Source organism: Spiroplasma endosymbiont of Atherix ibis (assembly GCF_964020005.1).
In the GTDB taxonomy this organism is placed as follows: domain Bacteria; phylum Bacillota_I; class Bacilli_A; order Mycoplasmatales; family Mycoplasmataceae; genus Spiroplasma_A.
Map to the genome: position 1 here is coordinate 534,614 of NZ_OZ026474.1, position 15,090 is coordinate 549,703.

Sequence of the window (15,090 nt, forward strand, 5' to 3'; positions counted from 1 at the left end):
GTCTTTTTTTGTATAATACATTTATTATTTTGGCAAAAGTAATAATCCAATTTTTTAGAAATCTTAATTATTTAAGATTTGATTTATTTGAAATAGTAAAAAAAATTAAGAATTAAGAATTAATAATTTATAATATTAATAATTCTTACTTAATTCATTTTTTAAATTTTGTTCTTTTTTAGCTATATATTTTTTCCTTTCTATTATTGTATAAAAGTGTCTCCTAAAATAGGGGAACCTTCTATCAATAGAACATCAACATATAAAGAAAATAAAACTTTAATGAATTTACTCAATGATACAAGAATTATGAATTTAGTGATTTCAGAAATTGAAAAAAATAATTTTCTTAGTGCTTATAGTGCTAAAAGATGATCTTTATATTTTAAATTGAATTATATTGACCCTTTTAGGATAAATCACAAAAAATTAGAACGTATATTTAAAAAATTTAATCATATTGCATATTATATTAAGAAACAAACTAAACATGAAATTAAAAAATATAAAGAAACTATTAGAAAAAATTACCTTAAAGAAGCAAAAGAAATGGGATTTGAAAACATTTGAACTAGTGACATAAATCAATTTTCAGTTAAAATAAAAAAAGGCTTATTTGCACAGTTCAAGATAATTTAACTGGAGAAATAATAGGAAAATCTAAAAGAATAGATAATCAAAAAACAAATTTTGTGCTTGAAGCTGTAAAAATGGCATATAAAAATAAAAAATATTTAGGTCCAATATTATTACATTCAGATAATGGAAATCAATATACTTCTGAAAACTACATAAATTTATGTAATGATTTGCAAATCATTAGAAGTTATTCAAAACCAGGAACACCTCATCATAATGGCAAGCATGAAAGTTTTCATAGTCGTTTAAAAGATGAAACTATAAGAACATGTCATATTGAAAACATCAATCAATGCTTAAAAATAGCATGAGCATGATTAGATTTTTATAATAATGATAGAATTAGAATAAATAAAAAATGATAAAAAAAAAAAAAACGTTCCATCTATAGGGGGAACCTTCCTTTAAAAAAGGAGGAAAATATGAAAAAGTTATTAGGTGTATTGGCAACAGTAGGGGTTGTTGCTTCATCAGCTGTTAGTGTTGTTGTGTGTGGTACAAAAAAAGAAGATAAGGAAGGTTCAAAACCAAAAGATGAATTAACTGAGGTTATTCAAAATTTTGAACAGGATGTGGCAAAAATATGATCAGAGCATTATTAAAAAGAGGTTGCAAGTAATTTAATTACTTTAGAAGATATGAATAATGATTATGAATTTTTAGTTAAATCAAATATTCAATATTATTCAATACCAGAGAATAAAGATAAATTGACAATTGAAGAAAAGAAACAATTCACAAATGATGTTGAGAAGTTGTTTAAAGTAAAATTATTAACAGAAAAACTAAATAAGTTAAAAAAACTAAACAAGTATAAAGTTATTTTAGATGAGGTGGATTCACTTTTTGAACATGTTGAGTTGCTTTTTAATGATAATTTTGAAATAAATTCAGGAGAAGTGGTTGAGGGAACTTATATAGGTAATGTGGTAGTGGATTATAATATTGTGACTAACTATAAAGGGCTTAATGATGTTGAGAAGTTTAAACAATTTGGAGCATTGAAGTATACTTCAACTGAAAGTAAGGCATTTAAAGATTTTGGAGATGTAATGTATAAAAATATTGCAAAGGATATGTTTATTTCATTAGAAGCAAAAGAGTATGTTAATTTTAAGTGAAGTAAAGAAGATTATGAAGCTTTTGTAAATTCAAATGCTCAATTGAAAAAATATTATGATGGAAATAAAGGATTTCAAAAAGCTTTATTAAAAACTATTAATGATAAATATTTTAAGCCACAGTTTTCTAACTTGGAGATTGCTTATTCTAAGACAAGTATTTATAAGTCAGATAATTTTTTAGAAAAGAATAAAGAGTATTTGATTATGAATAACTTGGGTGAACAAAATGTTTTAAAATTGAAAGAAATTGATAGTAAGGAAATTATATCAAAAATTTTTTTAGGAGATGAAAAAGTAATATCAAGAAATTTAAAAAATGATGTATTTAATTTATTGACTTTAGAAAAAAATAAGAAAAAATATAGAGTTGCTCAGGATAATTTTTTAAATGGGTTTTTAAGTCAAACTGAAGTAGGAGAATATCAAAAAACTAAGTATTATGACTTAGGTGTGGCTATGGGTTATGCTGATTTTGTTGCTCCTGTTATTGGAATTGGAGTAGCAGGGGGAAGTTCTTATCAGCATAAGTTGCCTGATTTTAAGTTGGCGATTTCTTATTCAATGAATGGAAAAGATAATCTTGTTACTAATAAAGCTTTTATAGATTTATCATTGAAATTGTTTGGTATTTACAAAACACTTTTTAATCCTTCCACATATGAAGATATTGATAAAAAATTTAAATTAAAATTTTATTATCCTGTTAATAATATCAATGAAAAATTATGAGCAGGTTACAATTTTAGCAGAGAAAATTGAGATATTATAAATAATTTAGAACCTGAGTTTAGTTTGTTTACTAATTATTATTTTGAGCAATCAGATAAAAAATTAAATTTACTGGATATATCAAAAAAAATTTTTAAAAGTTCAAATATCTTATATTCATTTGATGTAAAAGATAAAAAATTAATACATAGTAATAGATTAATAAATTGATTTTCTAGCAAAGATACTAGTATCAAACCTACTATTTTTATTTCATCTGATAAAAATGATAATAAAGGTTTTTTTAAAAATCTTAATTATATGAGATTTGATTTATTTGGAATAGTAAAAATCAATATTTATTTAGAAAATAATAAAGAAGAAAAAAAATTATTTTAAAAGAATTAATTATTAGTATTTAGAAATATAAGTTTTATAACTTATATTTTTTTAATTACTAAGATAATATGCTAATAAATTGTAAAATATTTTATTTTAAAAGAAAAAATGTTGTTGCTTTTGAAGAGAATACTTTAAAAAATATGTCAAATGAGTAAAAAGAAATAGTAAAAGAAACAGTTAAGTATTTAGTATATTTAATTAGTGTAAAACATAAATTAGTTATTATTTACAGTAATAGATTTCAAGTTGAAATAATAAATTAATCTTTTAATATTATAAACACTTACGATAAAAAAACTCTATTTATTAATTTTTTAAAATGTGGAAGTATGAGTCAAGACTTAACTAGGAATTTATTCAATTTAAATTTAGGATTAGATAAGGTTGCTTATAAAAGCAGTCTTTTTTTGATATAATATATTTAATATTTTGTATTTTTAGGAGGTTTTTTAATGATAAGACATGGTTTTGAAATTAATAATTATAATTTATCATCATCAATTAGAAAAATAATAGATGATTTAATAAATTTAAATTTAAATCCTTCAACAATTAATTTAATTACTGCTGAATTTTCTTCAACAAGTGATGAAATAAAAGAAAATATAGGAAGATATATAGCAAACCTTTTAGAAATTGAAAACTTTTTGCTTGAACAAGAATATATAAAAAACAAAGATGCAAATTATGGTTTAAATTTTAAACAAGAATTAAATATTAAAAATCGTCAGACAAATCTTTTAAGAATACAACAAATTTTTACAAAAAAAGATAACAATAATGAAATAATTAATTTTTTAAATAATCAAGATAATAATCATCATCATGAATATTTAAAAAATTATAAAGAATCTATGTTTATTAAAAATAAAAAAGAAAAAAATAGAAGTTCTAAATTAGAAGAATTAGAAAATAAAAAAAGAAGAATAGAGTTAGCAGTTTTAGAAGAACAAGAGAAAATAAAAATTGCTCAAAAACAATATCAAAAAGCAAAACTTGATGATGATGAAATTACTCAAGAAATAAAATTGAATATAATTAAATTTGCAAATGAGAGATTAAGAGAAATATCTGAAGCAATTGAAACTTATAAAACAGTTGATAAAATACCAAATAAAATTATTGATAATAAAATTTTAAATGTTAAAAATAAAGAGTATTATTATGAAAAAAGTTTAGATGAGGATCTTCTTTTTGATGATAAAGATATTTCACAATCATTAGAAATAGATTTAGAAACTTTTTTTGATGTGCCTGGATTTGAAGATGATGATTATGAAGATGAAAATGAAATACAAGAGAAATTAGAAAATAAAAATGAGTTAGAAATTGAACTTCCTAATATTGATTTAATAAAAAATAAAATAAAAAATTATAAATATAATAAAATAGTTTCAACTAAACAAGAATCAAAACAAGATATAAAAATGTTAAAAGAAAATAGTGCTGAAAAAATAATAAAAAAAATTAAAAAGAAAAATAGAGCAAAAGAAAAAGAAATTGAAAAAATTTTAAAAGAAAAAGAGCAACTTGAAAAAGAATTAATAAAATTAAAAGAAGAAAAAAAAATTATTGAACTTAGAGAATTAGAATCTAAAAAGAAAAAACTAAAAGACAATTTTGAAGAAACATTGAAAAAAGAAAAAATAAAATTTAATACTACTCATAAAATTCTTGAAAAAAAATGAAGAGCTGAGTCTATTAATCAAGTATTAAATTCAAAGAAAAAAGCTTTTAATGCTGTAAAAACTATAAAAGAAAAATCTAATAGTAACATTAAATTAAATAAAAATAATGATTTAAAATCAGTTGAAGAAGTAAATATGCGTAAAGTTTTATTTGAAGAATTACAAAATTTAAAAGAAAATAAGGAACCAAAAATTTCATTTAAAAATAAAAATAATATTTCAATAGAAGTGAAGAATCAAAATAAATTTGAAGAAGATGAAAAGAGAATAAGTTCTCTTGAAAGAAAAAAAGCTCTTAATATAATTTCTAAAGAAGAATTAAAAGAACTAGAAATTAAAAAAAGAAATAATAATCACAGTTCTTCAAAAGTTAATTTAAAAAAATATAGATTAGTTACAAAAAAATAATTTATAAAAAATAAAATTTAATTTATTTTTTTATTTTTTTTAATATAGAAAAGTAATTTATTAAAGGAAAGTGAATATGAAAATAAAATTAGTTAAACCTAAAATTGATTATGAGCAAAAATTAGTAAATGCAATTAAGGAATTTTTTAAAGTTGATAATATAAAAAGTGGTATTGAAGGTAGTTCAAATATTGTTAGTTATGATTCAATACAAAAATGATTAGACTTTATTAATAAAAAAGATTTAGATTCGAATTTGGTTCCTTTTATTCAATATTTAGTTATTAATGAATCTGATGATTTAGTAGGATTTGTAAATATAAGATTATCTTTAAATAGTTATTTATTAAATTTTGGAGGACATATAGGTTATTCTGTAGTTACTAGTCAAAGACAAAAAGGATATGCAACAGAAATACTTAAGCAAGCAATCAAAGAATGTCAAAAAAATAATATATTTGAAATATTAGTAACTTGCAAAAAAGATAATATAATTTCTGAAAAAGTTATTCGTAAAAATAATGGAATTTTAGAAGATTTAAGAGAAATTAATCAAATAGAGTATAAAAGATTTTGAATTAATAAAAAAAATGGCAATATTAGTTAGAATATAAAGCCATTTTTTTATGCTAAAATAACATTATGAGGTGTAAAAATAATGCAAGTAGACCAACAACTTTTCAATGGTTTTGATATATCATGATATACAAAAAATAGAATGAAAAGCTTTCTTAAAAAAGTTGGATCAAGTTTTGGTTTTGTAATTATTTTAATGCCTATTTTTGGAATTATTTTATCAATAGGAAATGCTACAAATGTAAGGTTTTTAAAAGAAATAGGAAGTATCTTATTTTCTAATATTGGTATTTGATTTACACTTGCAATAATAATTGGTTTTACTTCAAATAAAGGAGTTGCAGTTTTTTCTGGAGTTTTATCTTATCTTGTAGTAAATGTTTTTATAGCAGCTTCAATAAATAAAAATAATGAGAGTACTTTTTTTAATATCTGATTTTGACATAATCTTTCAGTAAATGCTTATTTATCAAAGTTATTTTTTGGTGGAATAGAAACATTTAATTCTGGAGTAATTGGAGGAATTTTAATAGGAATTTATGTAACTTATATTTACAATAAGTTTAAAGATACACAACTTCCTAAAGGATTAGATTTTTTTGCTAAAGAGAAACTAGTTATTATTTTATCTGTTATAGTTTCTTTAATATTTGCTTCACTTTTTATAATCATTTGACCTGTAATTGGTTTTGGTTTAACTACAATTGGAAGTGGAGTTGCTAAAACTTCAATTGGATTAGATTCATTTATTTTCAGAACAATTCAAAGAATGCTAATTCCTTTTGGATCAAGTTTATTATGACAATCACCAATGTGATATACACAAATTGGGGGAAGTTTAAATGAATATCAACAAGACTTATTAATTCAATATTTATATCGAGTAACATCTCCAGAAAATATTCAAACAATTGATCTATTAGCTTCAATTCCGCAAAAAGGTCACAGTCAACAAGAAATAATTGATATTTTTTCTAAATATTTAAATGAACATATAATTTATGAGTTATTATTTAATTCAATGAATGAATGATTTAAAAACACAAATAATATTTTTGCAACAAATCCAAGTGGAGATCAAATTATTTGAAATATTGTTTCAACAAATAAATATATAACAGTTGATGATTGTTGAAATTCAGAATTAAGAATAAGTAGATTCATATCTGGGGGATATGTTAATTCAATTTTTGTTCTTCCAGCATTAAGTTGTTTAATGTTTATAATGACTCCAAAAGGAGAAAAAAGAGCAAAAGTTGGTATTTATTTAACTGCTGCATTAATTGCAATGCTTGTGGGTGTAACAGAGCCTGTAGAGTACTTATTTTGTTTTACAATGCCTTTATTTTACTTTTCAATTTATTGTCCGTTTAATGGTTTATTAGCTGCAATTACTTCTTTATTTAAAGTTAAAGTGGGAACTTCTTTTTCAACAGGTTTATTTGATTTTACATTAAGTGGAATTGTTCCAACTGTTAATGGAGTGAACACAAGAATATGAATTATTCCATTAATTGGTATTTTCTCAGCAATTGTAATATTTGCAATAGCATTTTTCTGATTTAAATTTTTTAATAAGAAAGAAAATTTAATTAATATGAATGCAAAAAAATTAAGAAATGATTTGCAATTGTTTATTGAAGATTTAGGCGGATTTAAAAATGTTAAATATTATCATTTAAAAGATAGTGAAATAGAAATTGTATTTAAAAGTGAACCTGATTTAAAAAAATTATTTAATTATTTTAATAAAATTGAAAAAAAAGAAAATAATGTAATACTTTCAATAAAACCAGAAAATGAAGAGGTTATTATTTTATTAGATAAAATATATCAAAATAGAAAAATTAAAAAAAGACATTAATATAACTATTTATTATGTTTAAAATATTAAAAGCAACTTTATCTTTTTTTAATTTTTCAAATTCAATAACTTTTTTTGATTTAGCTAATAATATTTTAATTTCATTGAATTCAGATTCCATTGCATTTGCTAAATTAACAATTAACATATCTAAATTTTTCTCATTTAGCTTATTTCATGCTTTTTCTAAGTTGAAATCATTTGCAAGAGAAAAACCCACTAAAAATTGATGAGTTTTTTGTTTTCCAAGTTCTTTTAAAACATCAACAGAAGGTGACAAAGAGATAGTCATATCTTCATCTTTTATTGATCTTTTTTCAATTTTTTTATCAATATAATTTTTAACTTCAAAGTCATATAATGCAGCACTACAAATAACTACATCATATTTTTCATAATCTTTTAACATTTCTTTTAGCATTTCATTGTTTGTTTTTACATAAATATTATCTTTATCAATATTGTTGGCAACTAAAGTATCACCAAATACTGTTTTAAGGTACTTAGAGTTGTTTTTTAAGATATTTTTTAATTCATTACCCATTTTTCCACTACTTGCGTTTGTAATGTATCTAACTTTATCTATATAACTTCTTGTTTTTCCGAAATTTAGTAAAATAGATTTTTCTTTCAATTTATTAAAGTTATTTAAATAGTTATCTATAACTTCTACAACTTCTATTGGTTCTAAAGCTCTTCCTATACCTTCATGACCACTTGCTAATTTTCCAAATTTTGGTTCAATTCACTCAACTTTATTGGTAGAAAGCAATATTTCTTTATTTCTTTGATTTATAGAATTTAAATACATATTTGAATTCATACTTGGAAATAAAATAGTATTATAATTTGAAACAGCAAATATTAAGCTTGCAATATCATCAGCTATACCACTAGATATTTTTCCTATATAATTATAGCTTGCAGGATATACTATGTTTAGTGAACTTTTAAAAGCTATTTTTATGTGCTCACCATAATGATGGTTGTCATAAAAATCCTTGTCAAAAATATCTTCTAGATGATCAATATCATTTAAATTAATAAATCTTTTAGCATTTTTTGTAGCAATTATTTTAACTTCAAATTTTTCTCTTAATAAATTGTAAAGTTCTAAGGATTTGCTTGCAGCAATTCCACCTGTAATTATTAAATTTACTTGTTTTTTCATATTTAATGCCCATTTCTTTTATTATTATCTTATTTTTTTTGATTATTTTTATTTTTTTCTTAAAAAATATAGACATAATTAAATTAACAATTTATAATAATTTTTGACTAGGAGTTGAAAAAATGGCAAGTGTTGTTGTACGCGAAGGTGAACCAATTGAAAAAACACTAAAACGTTTTCAAAAAGTAGCTGCTTCAAATAAATCAGAGGCAAGAAAACGTGAATATCATTTAAGTAAAAAAGAAAAACGTATTTACAAACAAAAGCAAAATAAAAAATTTGGATAGTATCCATTTTTTATTTTTTTGTTATTTGAGTTTCTTATTAACAAATAAGATATAATAACAATGTACTTAATTAATAAACAAGGAGATAACTATGGCAATAAGAAATTCATCATCAGTTGAAGTTAAAGTTTTAAGACTTGATGCTTTAAGCAAAAAAAATCCAAATCTTAATAAAATTGATAAACAAAAAATTATAATTCCTGATATGACTTCAAAAGTTGAATTAGTAAAACAAGCTAATAAAGTAGCTTCTTATAAAAACTCAAAAGGTCAAGATTACTTAAGTGATTTACCTGAAGGAGTTAGAAAATCAATTGCAGAAAAAGAAAGAATTAATTTAGCACTAAATTTAGGTAAAAGTAATGATGCTGAAGAAATTAGAAAAAGACTTTCAATTGAAAAAAAACCGTTAAATAAAAAAAGAGCTAATGAATTAAGAAATGAAAGAGAAGCATTTTTTAAAGCTAACATTGAAAAAATACAAATGTCAAATATAAACAAAAAAACAAAAACTAAAAAGATTAGTAAATAATAAAAAAATGAAATTTTTTAAAAATTTCATTTTTTTATATTTTAAGTCGATTTTTTAAAAGGGGATTAATATGTATTATTTAAAATGTATAATAAAAGATATTTCAACAGATTTAATAATTGTTGAATCTGCAAATATAGGTTATAAAGGTTTAAAACTTTTTAATGATTTTTTAGAAAAAAATCAATAAATAAATTTATATGTAATAAATTATAAAAATGAATTTATTAATGAATTTTTATTTTTTAATAAAAAATAATCAAGAGATCTTTGTGAAATTCTTTTAAATATAAAAAATGTAGGAATAACAACTATTAAAAAAATATTTCTAAAAATAAAAAGTGAAGAGTTTATAAAATTATGCAAAGAGCAAAATATTGATCAAATTATTTCAAAAACTAAATTATCAGAAACAATTTGTAAAAAAATTGTACAAGAAATTAGAAGTAAAATATTTGATGAAAAATATAGTTTAAAACAAATGAAAATCATAAATTCTTTAAACAAATTAGGTTATAAAATTTCAGATATTTATAGATCAATTCAACAAATTGATTTTAATTTAACTGAAGAAATTATTTTAAGAAAAGCTATTTCAAATTTAAATACTTATGGAAACTAATATTTTTAGATCATCTTGTTTAGAAGAATTTATAGGACAAAAAAATGTAATTTCAAATTTAAATGTTTTTGTTCAATATGCAAATAAAAGAAATAAAAGTTTAGATCATATTTTAATTCATGGTTCTTCTGGATTAGGCAAAACTAGTTTGGGATACTTAGTATCAAAAATAATGCAAAAGAAAATATATGTTCTTAATGGTCCAAGTTTGCAAAAACCAAGTGATATTATTTCTCCTTTAACTTCTTTAAAAGAAAATGAAATTTTATTTATAGATGAAATTCATTCAGTTTCAAAAGAGGTTTTTGAAGTTTTGTATCCAGTTTTAGAAGACAATAAACTAAATATTATTATTGGAAAGGAATATAATTCAAAAATTGTAAATATAAAAATTCCAAATTTCACTTTAATAGGAGCTACAACGGAATTAAATAAATTAACTAATACATTTGTAAATAGATTTCCTATATGCTTTCATTTTCAGCATTACAGTGATTTTGAAATTTTTCAGATACTTAAAATAAATAGCAAAAAATTAAATATAAACTTAAATGATTAAATATTTAAGTACATATCTAAATTTTGTCAAAATACACCTAGAGTAGCTATTAATTTACTGAAAAGAATATATGATTATCTAATAATTCTAGATAATAAAAATATAGATATAAATTTAATAAAAGATATTTTTAAAAAATTGGAAATTTATGATTCAGGATTAAATTATCAAGAAGTTAGTTACTTAAAATTATTAAACAATTATAATTATTTGGGAATTGAAACTATTCAACAAATATTAGGACTTCAACAACAAATAATAATAAAAAATATTGAACCTTTATTAATTAGAAATTTTTTAATTGAAAAAACTAATAAGGGAAGAGAATGGCTAAAACAAAATTTATAAATTTTTATTGTAAACTTAAAAAATCATGTTTGAAAGTTCACTTAATTTTCTTGTAGATAAATCTGTTATTTAAAATTAAAAAAACAATGAAACCTTTAACATTAAAATAGAATTTTGTTATTAAAAGAAAATTTACAATATTTGTTATAAATTATTAATTTATTTATCTATATTTAATTGAAATAAAATAAAATGATTATTATTCTTTATAACCTGGTATTTTTAATTAAAAGTACATATTAAAAGTGATAAAATAATATGAGTAAGGAGATAACTATGAAAATAGCTGCATTTAATATAATTGATTGTGTTGAAAAAAATGATATAAGTTATTTTGAAAACTCAATAGAATTCTTTAAAAATAAGGGTTTTAATGTAATTGTTCCAGAAAATAAAATAGAAAATAATACACAAGAGCTAATTGAAAAGGATTTTGAAAGAATAATCAATAGAAATCCTTTTATAGCCTTGCCAACTTTTTGTAAAAAAGATGAACTTAATTTTATTAAAAAAGTTAATTGAAAAAAAATAAATAAATCAAAAATAATTTTTTGTGGTAACTCTTTTATAACACCGTTTTTAAATGCTATTTTAAAATTTACTTCAAATGAAGTTTTATATGGGCCAAATTTTATAAGTAATTTTAATTTAGAATCTAAAGATAAAACTTATGTCTCTTTAATTAAAAAAATATCAATTAAAAAAGATATTGAAGAAATAGAATTAAATAATCCTAAATTTTTTGGTAAAAAAATAATTAAAGGTAATTTAATTGGTGGAGAAATTACTTCTTTTTTAAAAATGTATAAAACAGATTATATTTCAAAAGTAACAAAAAAAGACATTTTATTAATTGATGGTATTTTTGAAAATAAAGAAGAAGTTAAAAAAATAATATTTATTTTAAAAAGATATAAAATATTAAATAAAGTTAAAGCAATTCTAATTTGTCAATCAATTATTGATAATCAAGAAATGATGGAAATATTTTTATCTGAAATGGAAAAAATAAAACACGCTAATATTGTTGTTGGAATAAAAGGTATGATGTCAGATGAAATTAATATATTAAAATTAAATAAACAAATATTAATTAACTTTAAAGAATTTAAAGTTTTGCAAATGTAAAAGACAAAGATAATAAAAATGGATATTAAAATATTTGAATAAATCTTTAAAAAAATACTTTAAAAACTAAAATAATAATTTTAAAATTTTTAATGTCTACATAAGTTGGTATTTTTAACTTAATAATTATTAATTTTAAACTCTAAAGTGAGTAGGCATATTTATGCCTATTTTTTATTTGAAGGTTCCCCCTATAGAGGGAACGTTTTTTTTTTTTTTTATCATTTTTTATTTATTCTAATTCTATCATTATTATAAAAATCTAATCATGCTCATGCTATTTTTAAGCATTGATTAATGTTTTCAATATGACATGTTCTTATAGTTTCATCTTTTAAACGACTATGAAAACTTTCATGCTTGCCATTATGATGAGGTGTTCCTGGTTTTGAATAACTTCTAATGATTTGCAAATCATTACATAAATTTATGTAGTTTTCAGAAGTATATTGATTTCCATTATCTGAATGTAATAATATTGGACCTAAATATTTTTTATTTTTATATGCCATTTTTACAGCTTCAAGCATAAAATTTGTTTTTTGATTATCTATTCTTTTAGATTTTACTATTATTTCTCCAGTTAAATTATCTTGAACTGTGCAAATATAACCTTTTTTTGTTTTAACTAAAAATTGAGTTATGTCACTAGTTCAAATTTTTTTAAATCCCATTTCTTTTGCTTCTTTAAGATAATTTTTTCTAATAGTTTCTTTATATTTTTTAATTTCATGTTTAGTTTGTTTCTTAATATAATATGCAATATGATTAAATTTTTTAAATATAAGTTCTAATTTTTTGTGATTTATCCTAAAAGGGTCAATATAATTCAATTTAAAATATAAAGATCATCTTTTAGCACTATAAGCACTAAGAAAATTATTTTTTTCAATTTCTGAAATCACTAAATTCATAATTCTTGTATCATTGAGGAAATTCATTAAAGTTTTATTTTCTTTATATGTTGATGTTCTATTGATATTTAAAATTTTGCAAATTATTGTTCGATTATATTTCGTATTTATTAATAATTCCTGAATTATTTATTTTTGGTTTTACCCTTGGAGGCTCATTGCTTTTTTAAAATATTATTCTCCTTAATTAATTCTTTATTATAGTCGAATAGAACTCCTACAAACAAATCATTTGCCTTTTGAGATATGCTGTAATCTATTTTATAAGGCAAACGAGGTTTTGCTTCACTTATCTTTGCATTTTTATATTTGTTAATTATTGTTCCAATTGATCCAGTAGTTGAGTTAAATTTTAATGCTATTTCTTTTAGAGAATAGCAATTCAAACTTAATTCAATAATTTTTTCTTTTTCTTCTTGAGTTCATTTTCTAAACTTTTGTCCTTTTTTAGCCATATATTTTTCCTTTCTATTATTATATAAAAGTGTCTCCTAAAATGGGAGAACCTTCAAATTTATTTTTCCGTTTTTTTTTTTTTTTTATAGAATGATTGATATCAATTTGAATTATATATTTGTTTTATAAGGGTCTTTAAAAAGGAAAAAAAATGAAAGAAAAAGTATTATATAAAAATTGACTTTGATATAGTCATCTTGTTTTAGCAGTAGTTTTTTTAGGTTTCTTAATTTGAGGTCTTTATTTGTGTGCTTTTAAAGAATTTTGATATATAGATAATTGATCATCTACAACATATTCACTAAAATATTTTACAAATTTTGATATATTAATGAGTTTTTTTTCAGTTCAAGTAAATACAATGACAATAGTTTGATTAATCTTTTATGTATTAAATTTTAATAAAAGAAATTATGGTGTTACAAGCACAAGATTTAGAATTACTATTATGAATTTAAATTTAATTGTATTTATTATTTTTTGAGTTGGAATTATTTATTTTTTTCTCAATTGATCCTAATGAATTGAGCAGATATACAAAAGGACAAATTACCTGTACGATAATTACTAATTTTATTGCTCCTTTAACTTTAATTGCTCTATATTGATTTACTATTGGAAAAGAAAAATATAATTATTTAGATTTATGAAAAAGATGAGATTTTTGAATAACTATTTTATATTCATTTTTATATATGATTTATATTTATGTAAGAGGAACTATGTATGAAAAAGATTACTTTTTTGCACCTGCATGACCATATCAATTTTTAAATTTTAGTAATTTATTTGTTGGAAAATCAGTTGCAGGTTATATGTTGCTGTTGACTTTTATATTTATTATTTGAATTATTTGTCATCATTTACTTTTAATTTTTATAAATAATTTAGCTTATAAAAATAAAATTGCTAAAGTAAATAAAATTGATTCTATAAAAGTTAAGTAATTAGATATATAGTAATAGAAAATCTAAGTGCTATAATAATAGTGATTCAATTGTGGAGGTAGTTTCAAAATGGAAAAAAAAATTTATAATTTAAAAAAATCAAGTTTAGGTAAAGTTTCTTTTCTTGATGGTACAACATTTTGCATGATTCAAGGAACAGCAAATAAAGATCAAGTATTTAAAGAACTTATCATTTACAAAACTGTTGAAGAAGCTATTAAAAAATTTCCACAATGATGATCAGATGTTATTTATTCAAATATAAATGATAAATTAGCAATTGATAATAAAATAATTGATTGATTAATGCAAGAATGACAAAAGGGTATTATTTCATTAAAAAATGAAATGTATGAAAATTATGCTCTTGAAGAATTTAAAAATATGAGTCCAATAGAGTTTATTAAATCTGAACCTGAAATGATTGCACTAACATTAGTTCATATTGCAGTTAAGTACACAAATGGCTTTTTAAGTGTACCAATTAATAACATTGAAATTTCAATTAGATTTGTTGAAAATATATTAACAATTAATTTTTGAGAAGAAGGAAATCCAAAAACTGAAAAACCTCAAATGTAATATAAGACTGCTATTTTATAAAAATAGTCTAATTAAGATAACAAAACTTAAGTAGAAGATAATAATATAGATTTTTTAAAAATCTTATTTTATAAATATATTAATATTTCCCACAACCATTATAGAGATTAAATT

The 15,090-nt window shown here is 20.9% G+C and carries 19 protein-coding genes and 1 pseudogene; 17 read left to right on the forward strand and 3 right to left on the reverse strand.

Translation table 4 applies throughout. The annotated features are described in order from the left end of the window. The first annotated feature begins 216 nt into the window (after nucleotides 1–216). The 7 genes from AACK92_RS02900 (at nucleotide 217) to AACK92_RS02930 (ending at nucleotide 7,409) form a co-directional block, all read left to right on the forward strand. Entirely contained in the window at nucleotides 217–639 is a 423-nt protein-coding gene (locus AACK92_RS02900) for a hypothetical protein (protein WP_339021735.1), read from the forward strand. A 29-nt stretch (nucleotides 640–668) separates the two neighbouring features. Then, nucleotides 669–1,004 (forward strand): integrase core domain-containing protein, encoded by a 336-nt coding sequence (locus AACK92_RS02905; RefSeq protein WP_339021753.1) that lies wholly within the window; start codon nucleotides 669–671, stop codon nucleotides 1,002–1,004. 57 nt (nucleotides 1,005–1,061) lie between these two features. After that, the gene (locus tag AACK92_RS02910) at nucleotides 1,062–1,241 is read left to right on the forward strand and encodes a lipoprotein (protein WP_339021737.1); all 180 of its coding nucleotides are present in this window, start codon (nucleotides 1,062–1,064) and stop codon (nucleotides 1,239–1,241) included. A gap of 36 nt (nucleotides 1,242–1,277) precedes the next feature. Then, nucleotides 1,278–2,870: a hypothetical protein gene (locus AACK92_RS02915; protein WP_339021739.1), complete on the forward strand. Its 1,593-nt coding sequence runs from the start codon at nucleotides 1,278–1,280 to the stop codon at nucleotides 2,868–2,870. A 455-nt stretch (nucleotides 2,871–3,325) separates the two neighbouring features. Next, on the forward strand, nucleotides 3,326–4,969 hold the full coding sequence (locus tag AACK92_RS02920; RefSeq protein ID WP_339020128.1) for a hypothetical protein: 1,644 nt from the start codon (nucleotides 3,326–3,328) through the stop codon (nucleotides 4,967–4,969). Nucleotides 4,970–5,045: 76 nt separating this feature from the next. Beyond that, nucleotides 5,046–5,576 carry a GNAT family N-acetyltransferase gene (locus tag AACK92_RS02925; protein ID WP_339020129.1) on the forward strand — a complete coding sequence of 177 codons (531 nt, stop codon included), beginning with the start codon at nucleotides 5,046–5,048 and terminating at the stop codon, nucleotides 5,574–5,576. A 51-nt stretch (nucleotides 5,577–5,627) separates the two neighbouring features. After that, nucleotides 5,628–7,409: a PTS transporter subunit EIIC gene (locus tag AACK92_RS02930; RefSeq protein WP_339020130.1), complete on the forward strand. Its 1,782-nt coding sequence runs from the start codon at nucleotides 5,628–5,630 to the stop codon at nucleotides 7,407–7,409. Here AACK92_RS02930 and coaBC read toward each other — a convergent pair. After that, nucleotides 7,393–8,580, reverse strand: coding sequence for a bifunctional phosphopantothenoylcysteine decarboxylase/phosphopantothenate--cysteine ligase CoaBC (coaBC, locus tag AACK92_RS02935; RefSeq protein WP_339020131.1), 1,188 nt, complete (start codon nucleotides 8,578–8,580; stop codon nucleotides 7,393–7,395). The two genes, AACK92_RS02930 and coaBC, sit on opposite strands and share 17 nt — an antisense overlap. 122 nt (nucleotides 8,581–8,702) lie before the next feature. Here coaBC and rpsU point away from each other — a divergent pair, with 122 nt between their 5' ends. The 7 genes and pseudogenes from rpsU to AACK92_RS02965 all read left to right on the forward strand — a co-directional run bounded on the left by rpsU (nucleotide 8,703) and on the right by AACK92_RS02965 (nucleotide 12,056). Then, complete coding sequence (gene rpsU, locus AACK92_RS02940; RefSeq protein ID WP_100916524.1) at nucleotides 8,703–8,867, forward strand: 30S ribosomal protein S21; 165 nt, start codon at nucleotides 8,703–8,705, stop codon at nucleotides 8,865–8,867. A 91-nt stretch (nucleotides 8,868–8,958) separates the two neighbouring features. Next, nucleotides 8,959–9,399, forward strand: coding sequence for a hypothetical protein (locus tag AACK92_RS02945; protein ID WP_339020132.1), 441 nt, complete (start codon nucleotides 8,959–8,961; stop codon nucleotides 9,397–9,399). A 481-nt stretch (nucleotides 9,400–9,880) separates the two neighbouring features. Beyond that, nucleotides 9,881–10,021: a hypothetical protein gene (locus AACK92_RS02950; RefSeq protein WP_339020133.1), complete on the forward strand. Its 141-nt coding sequence runs from the start codon at nucleotides 9,881–9,883 to the stop codon at nucleotides 10,019–10,021. Further along, entirely contained in the window at nucleotides 10,011–10,580 is a 570-nt protein-coding gene (locus tag AACK92_RS02955; RefSeq protein WP_339020134.1) for an AAA family ATPase, read from the forward strand. Before AACK92_RS02950 ends, AACK92_RS02955 begins: the two co-directional genes overlap by 11 nt. Nucleotides 10,581–10,592: 12 nt before the next feature. Further along, nucleotides 10,593–10,715, forward strand: a pseudogene (locus tag AACK92_RS05820) (Holliday junction branch migration DNA helicase RuvB); the annotation flags it as partial. A gap of 3 nt (nucleotides 10,716–10,718) precedes the next feature. Then, nucleotides 10,719–10,928 (forward strand): Holliday junction DNA helicase RuvB C-terminal domain-containing protein, encoded by a 210-nt coding sequence (locus AACK92_RS02960; protein ID WP_339020135.1) that lies wholly within the window; start codon nucleotides 10,719–10,721, stop codon nucleotides 10,926–10,928. Nucleotides 10,929–11,204: 276 nt separating this feature from the next. Beyond that, nucleotides 11,205–12,056 carry a hypothetical protein gene (locus AACK92_RS02965; RefSeq protein ID WP_339020136.1) on the forward strand — a complete coding sequence of 284 codons (852 nt, stop codon included), beginning with the start codon at nucleotides 11,205–11,207 and terminating at the stop codon, nucleotides 12,054–12,056. A gap of 218 nt (nucleotides 12,057–12,274) precedes the next feature. Here AACK92_RS02965 and AACK92_RS02970 read toward each other — a convergent pair whose 3' ends face one another. Further along, nucleotides 12,275–12,997: a DDE-type integrase/transposase/recombinase gene (locus AACK92_RS02970; protein WP_339020137.1), complete on the reverse strand. Its 723-nt coding sequence runs from the start codon at nucleotides 12,995–12,997 to the stop codon at nucleotides 12,275–12,277. A 98-nt stretch (nucleotides 12,998–13,095) separates the two neighbouring features. Next, complete coding sequence (locus AACK92_RS02975; protein ID WP_339020138.1) at nucleotides 13,096–13,425, reverse strand: helix-turn-helix domain-containing protein; 330 nt, start codon at nucleotides 13,423–13,425, stop codon at nucleotides 13,096–13,098. A 152-nt stretch (nucleotides 13,426–13,577) separates the two neighbouring features. On the opposite strand from AACK92_RS02975, the gene AACK92_RS02980 reads away from it, so the two are divergent. The 3 genes from AACK92_RS02980 to AACK92_RS02990 all read left to right on the forward strand — a co-directional run bounded on the left by AACK92_RS02980 (nucleotide 13,578) and on the right by AACK92_RS02990 (nucleotide 14,955). Further along, nucleotides 13,578–13,946: a hypothetical protein gene (locus AACK92_RS02980; protein WP_339020139.1), complete on the forward strand. Its 369-nt coding sequence runs from the start codon at nucleotides 13,578–13,580 to the stop codon at nucleotides 13,944–13,946. Between the two features lie 4 nt (nucleotides 13,947–13,950). Beyond that, entirely contained in the window at nucleotides 13,951–14,373 is a 423-nt protein-coding gene (locus tag AACK92_RS02985) for a hypothetical protein (protein ID WP_339020140.1), read from the forward strand. Nucleotides 14,374–14,442: 69 nt separating this feature from the next. Beyond that, nucleotides 14,443–14,955, forward strand: a complete 513-nt coding sequence (locus AACK92_RS02990) for a hypothetical protein (RefSeq protein ID WP_339020141.1) — start codon at nucleotides 14,443–14,445, stop codon at nucleotides 14,953–14,955. Nucleotides 14,956–15,090: the final 135 nt, after the last annotated feature.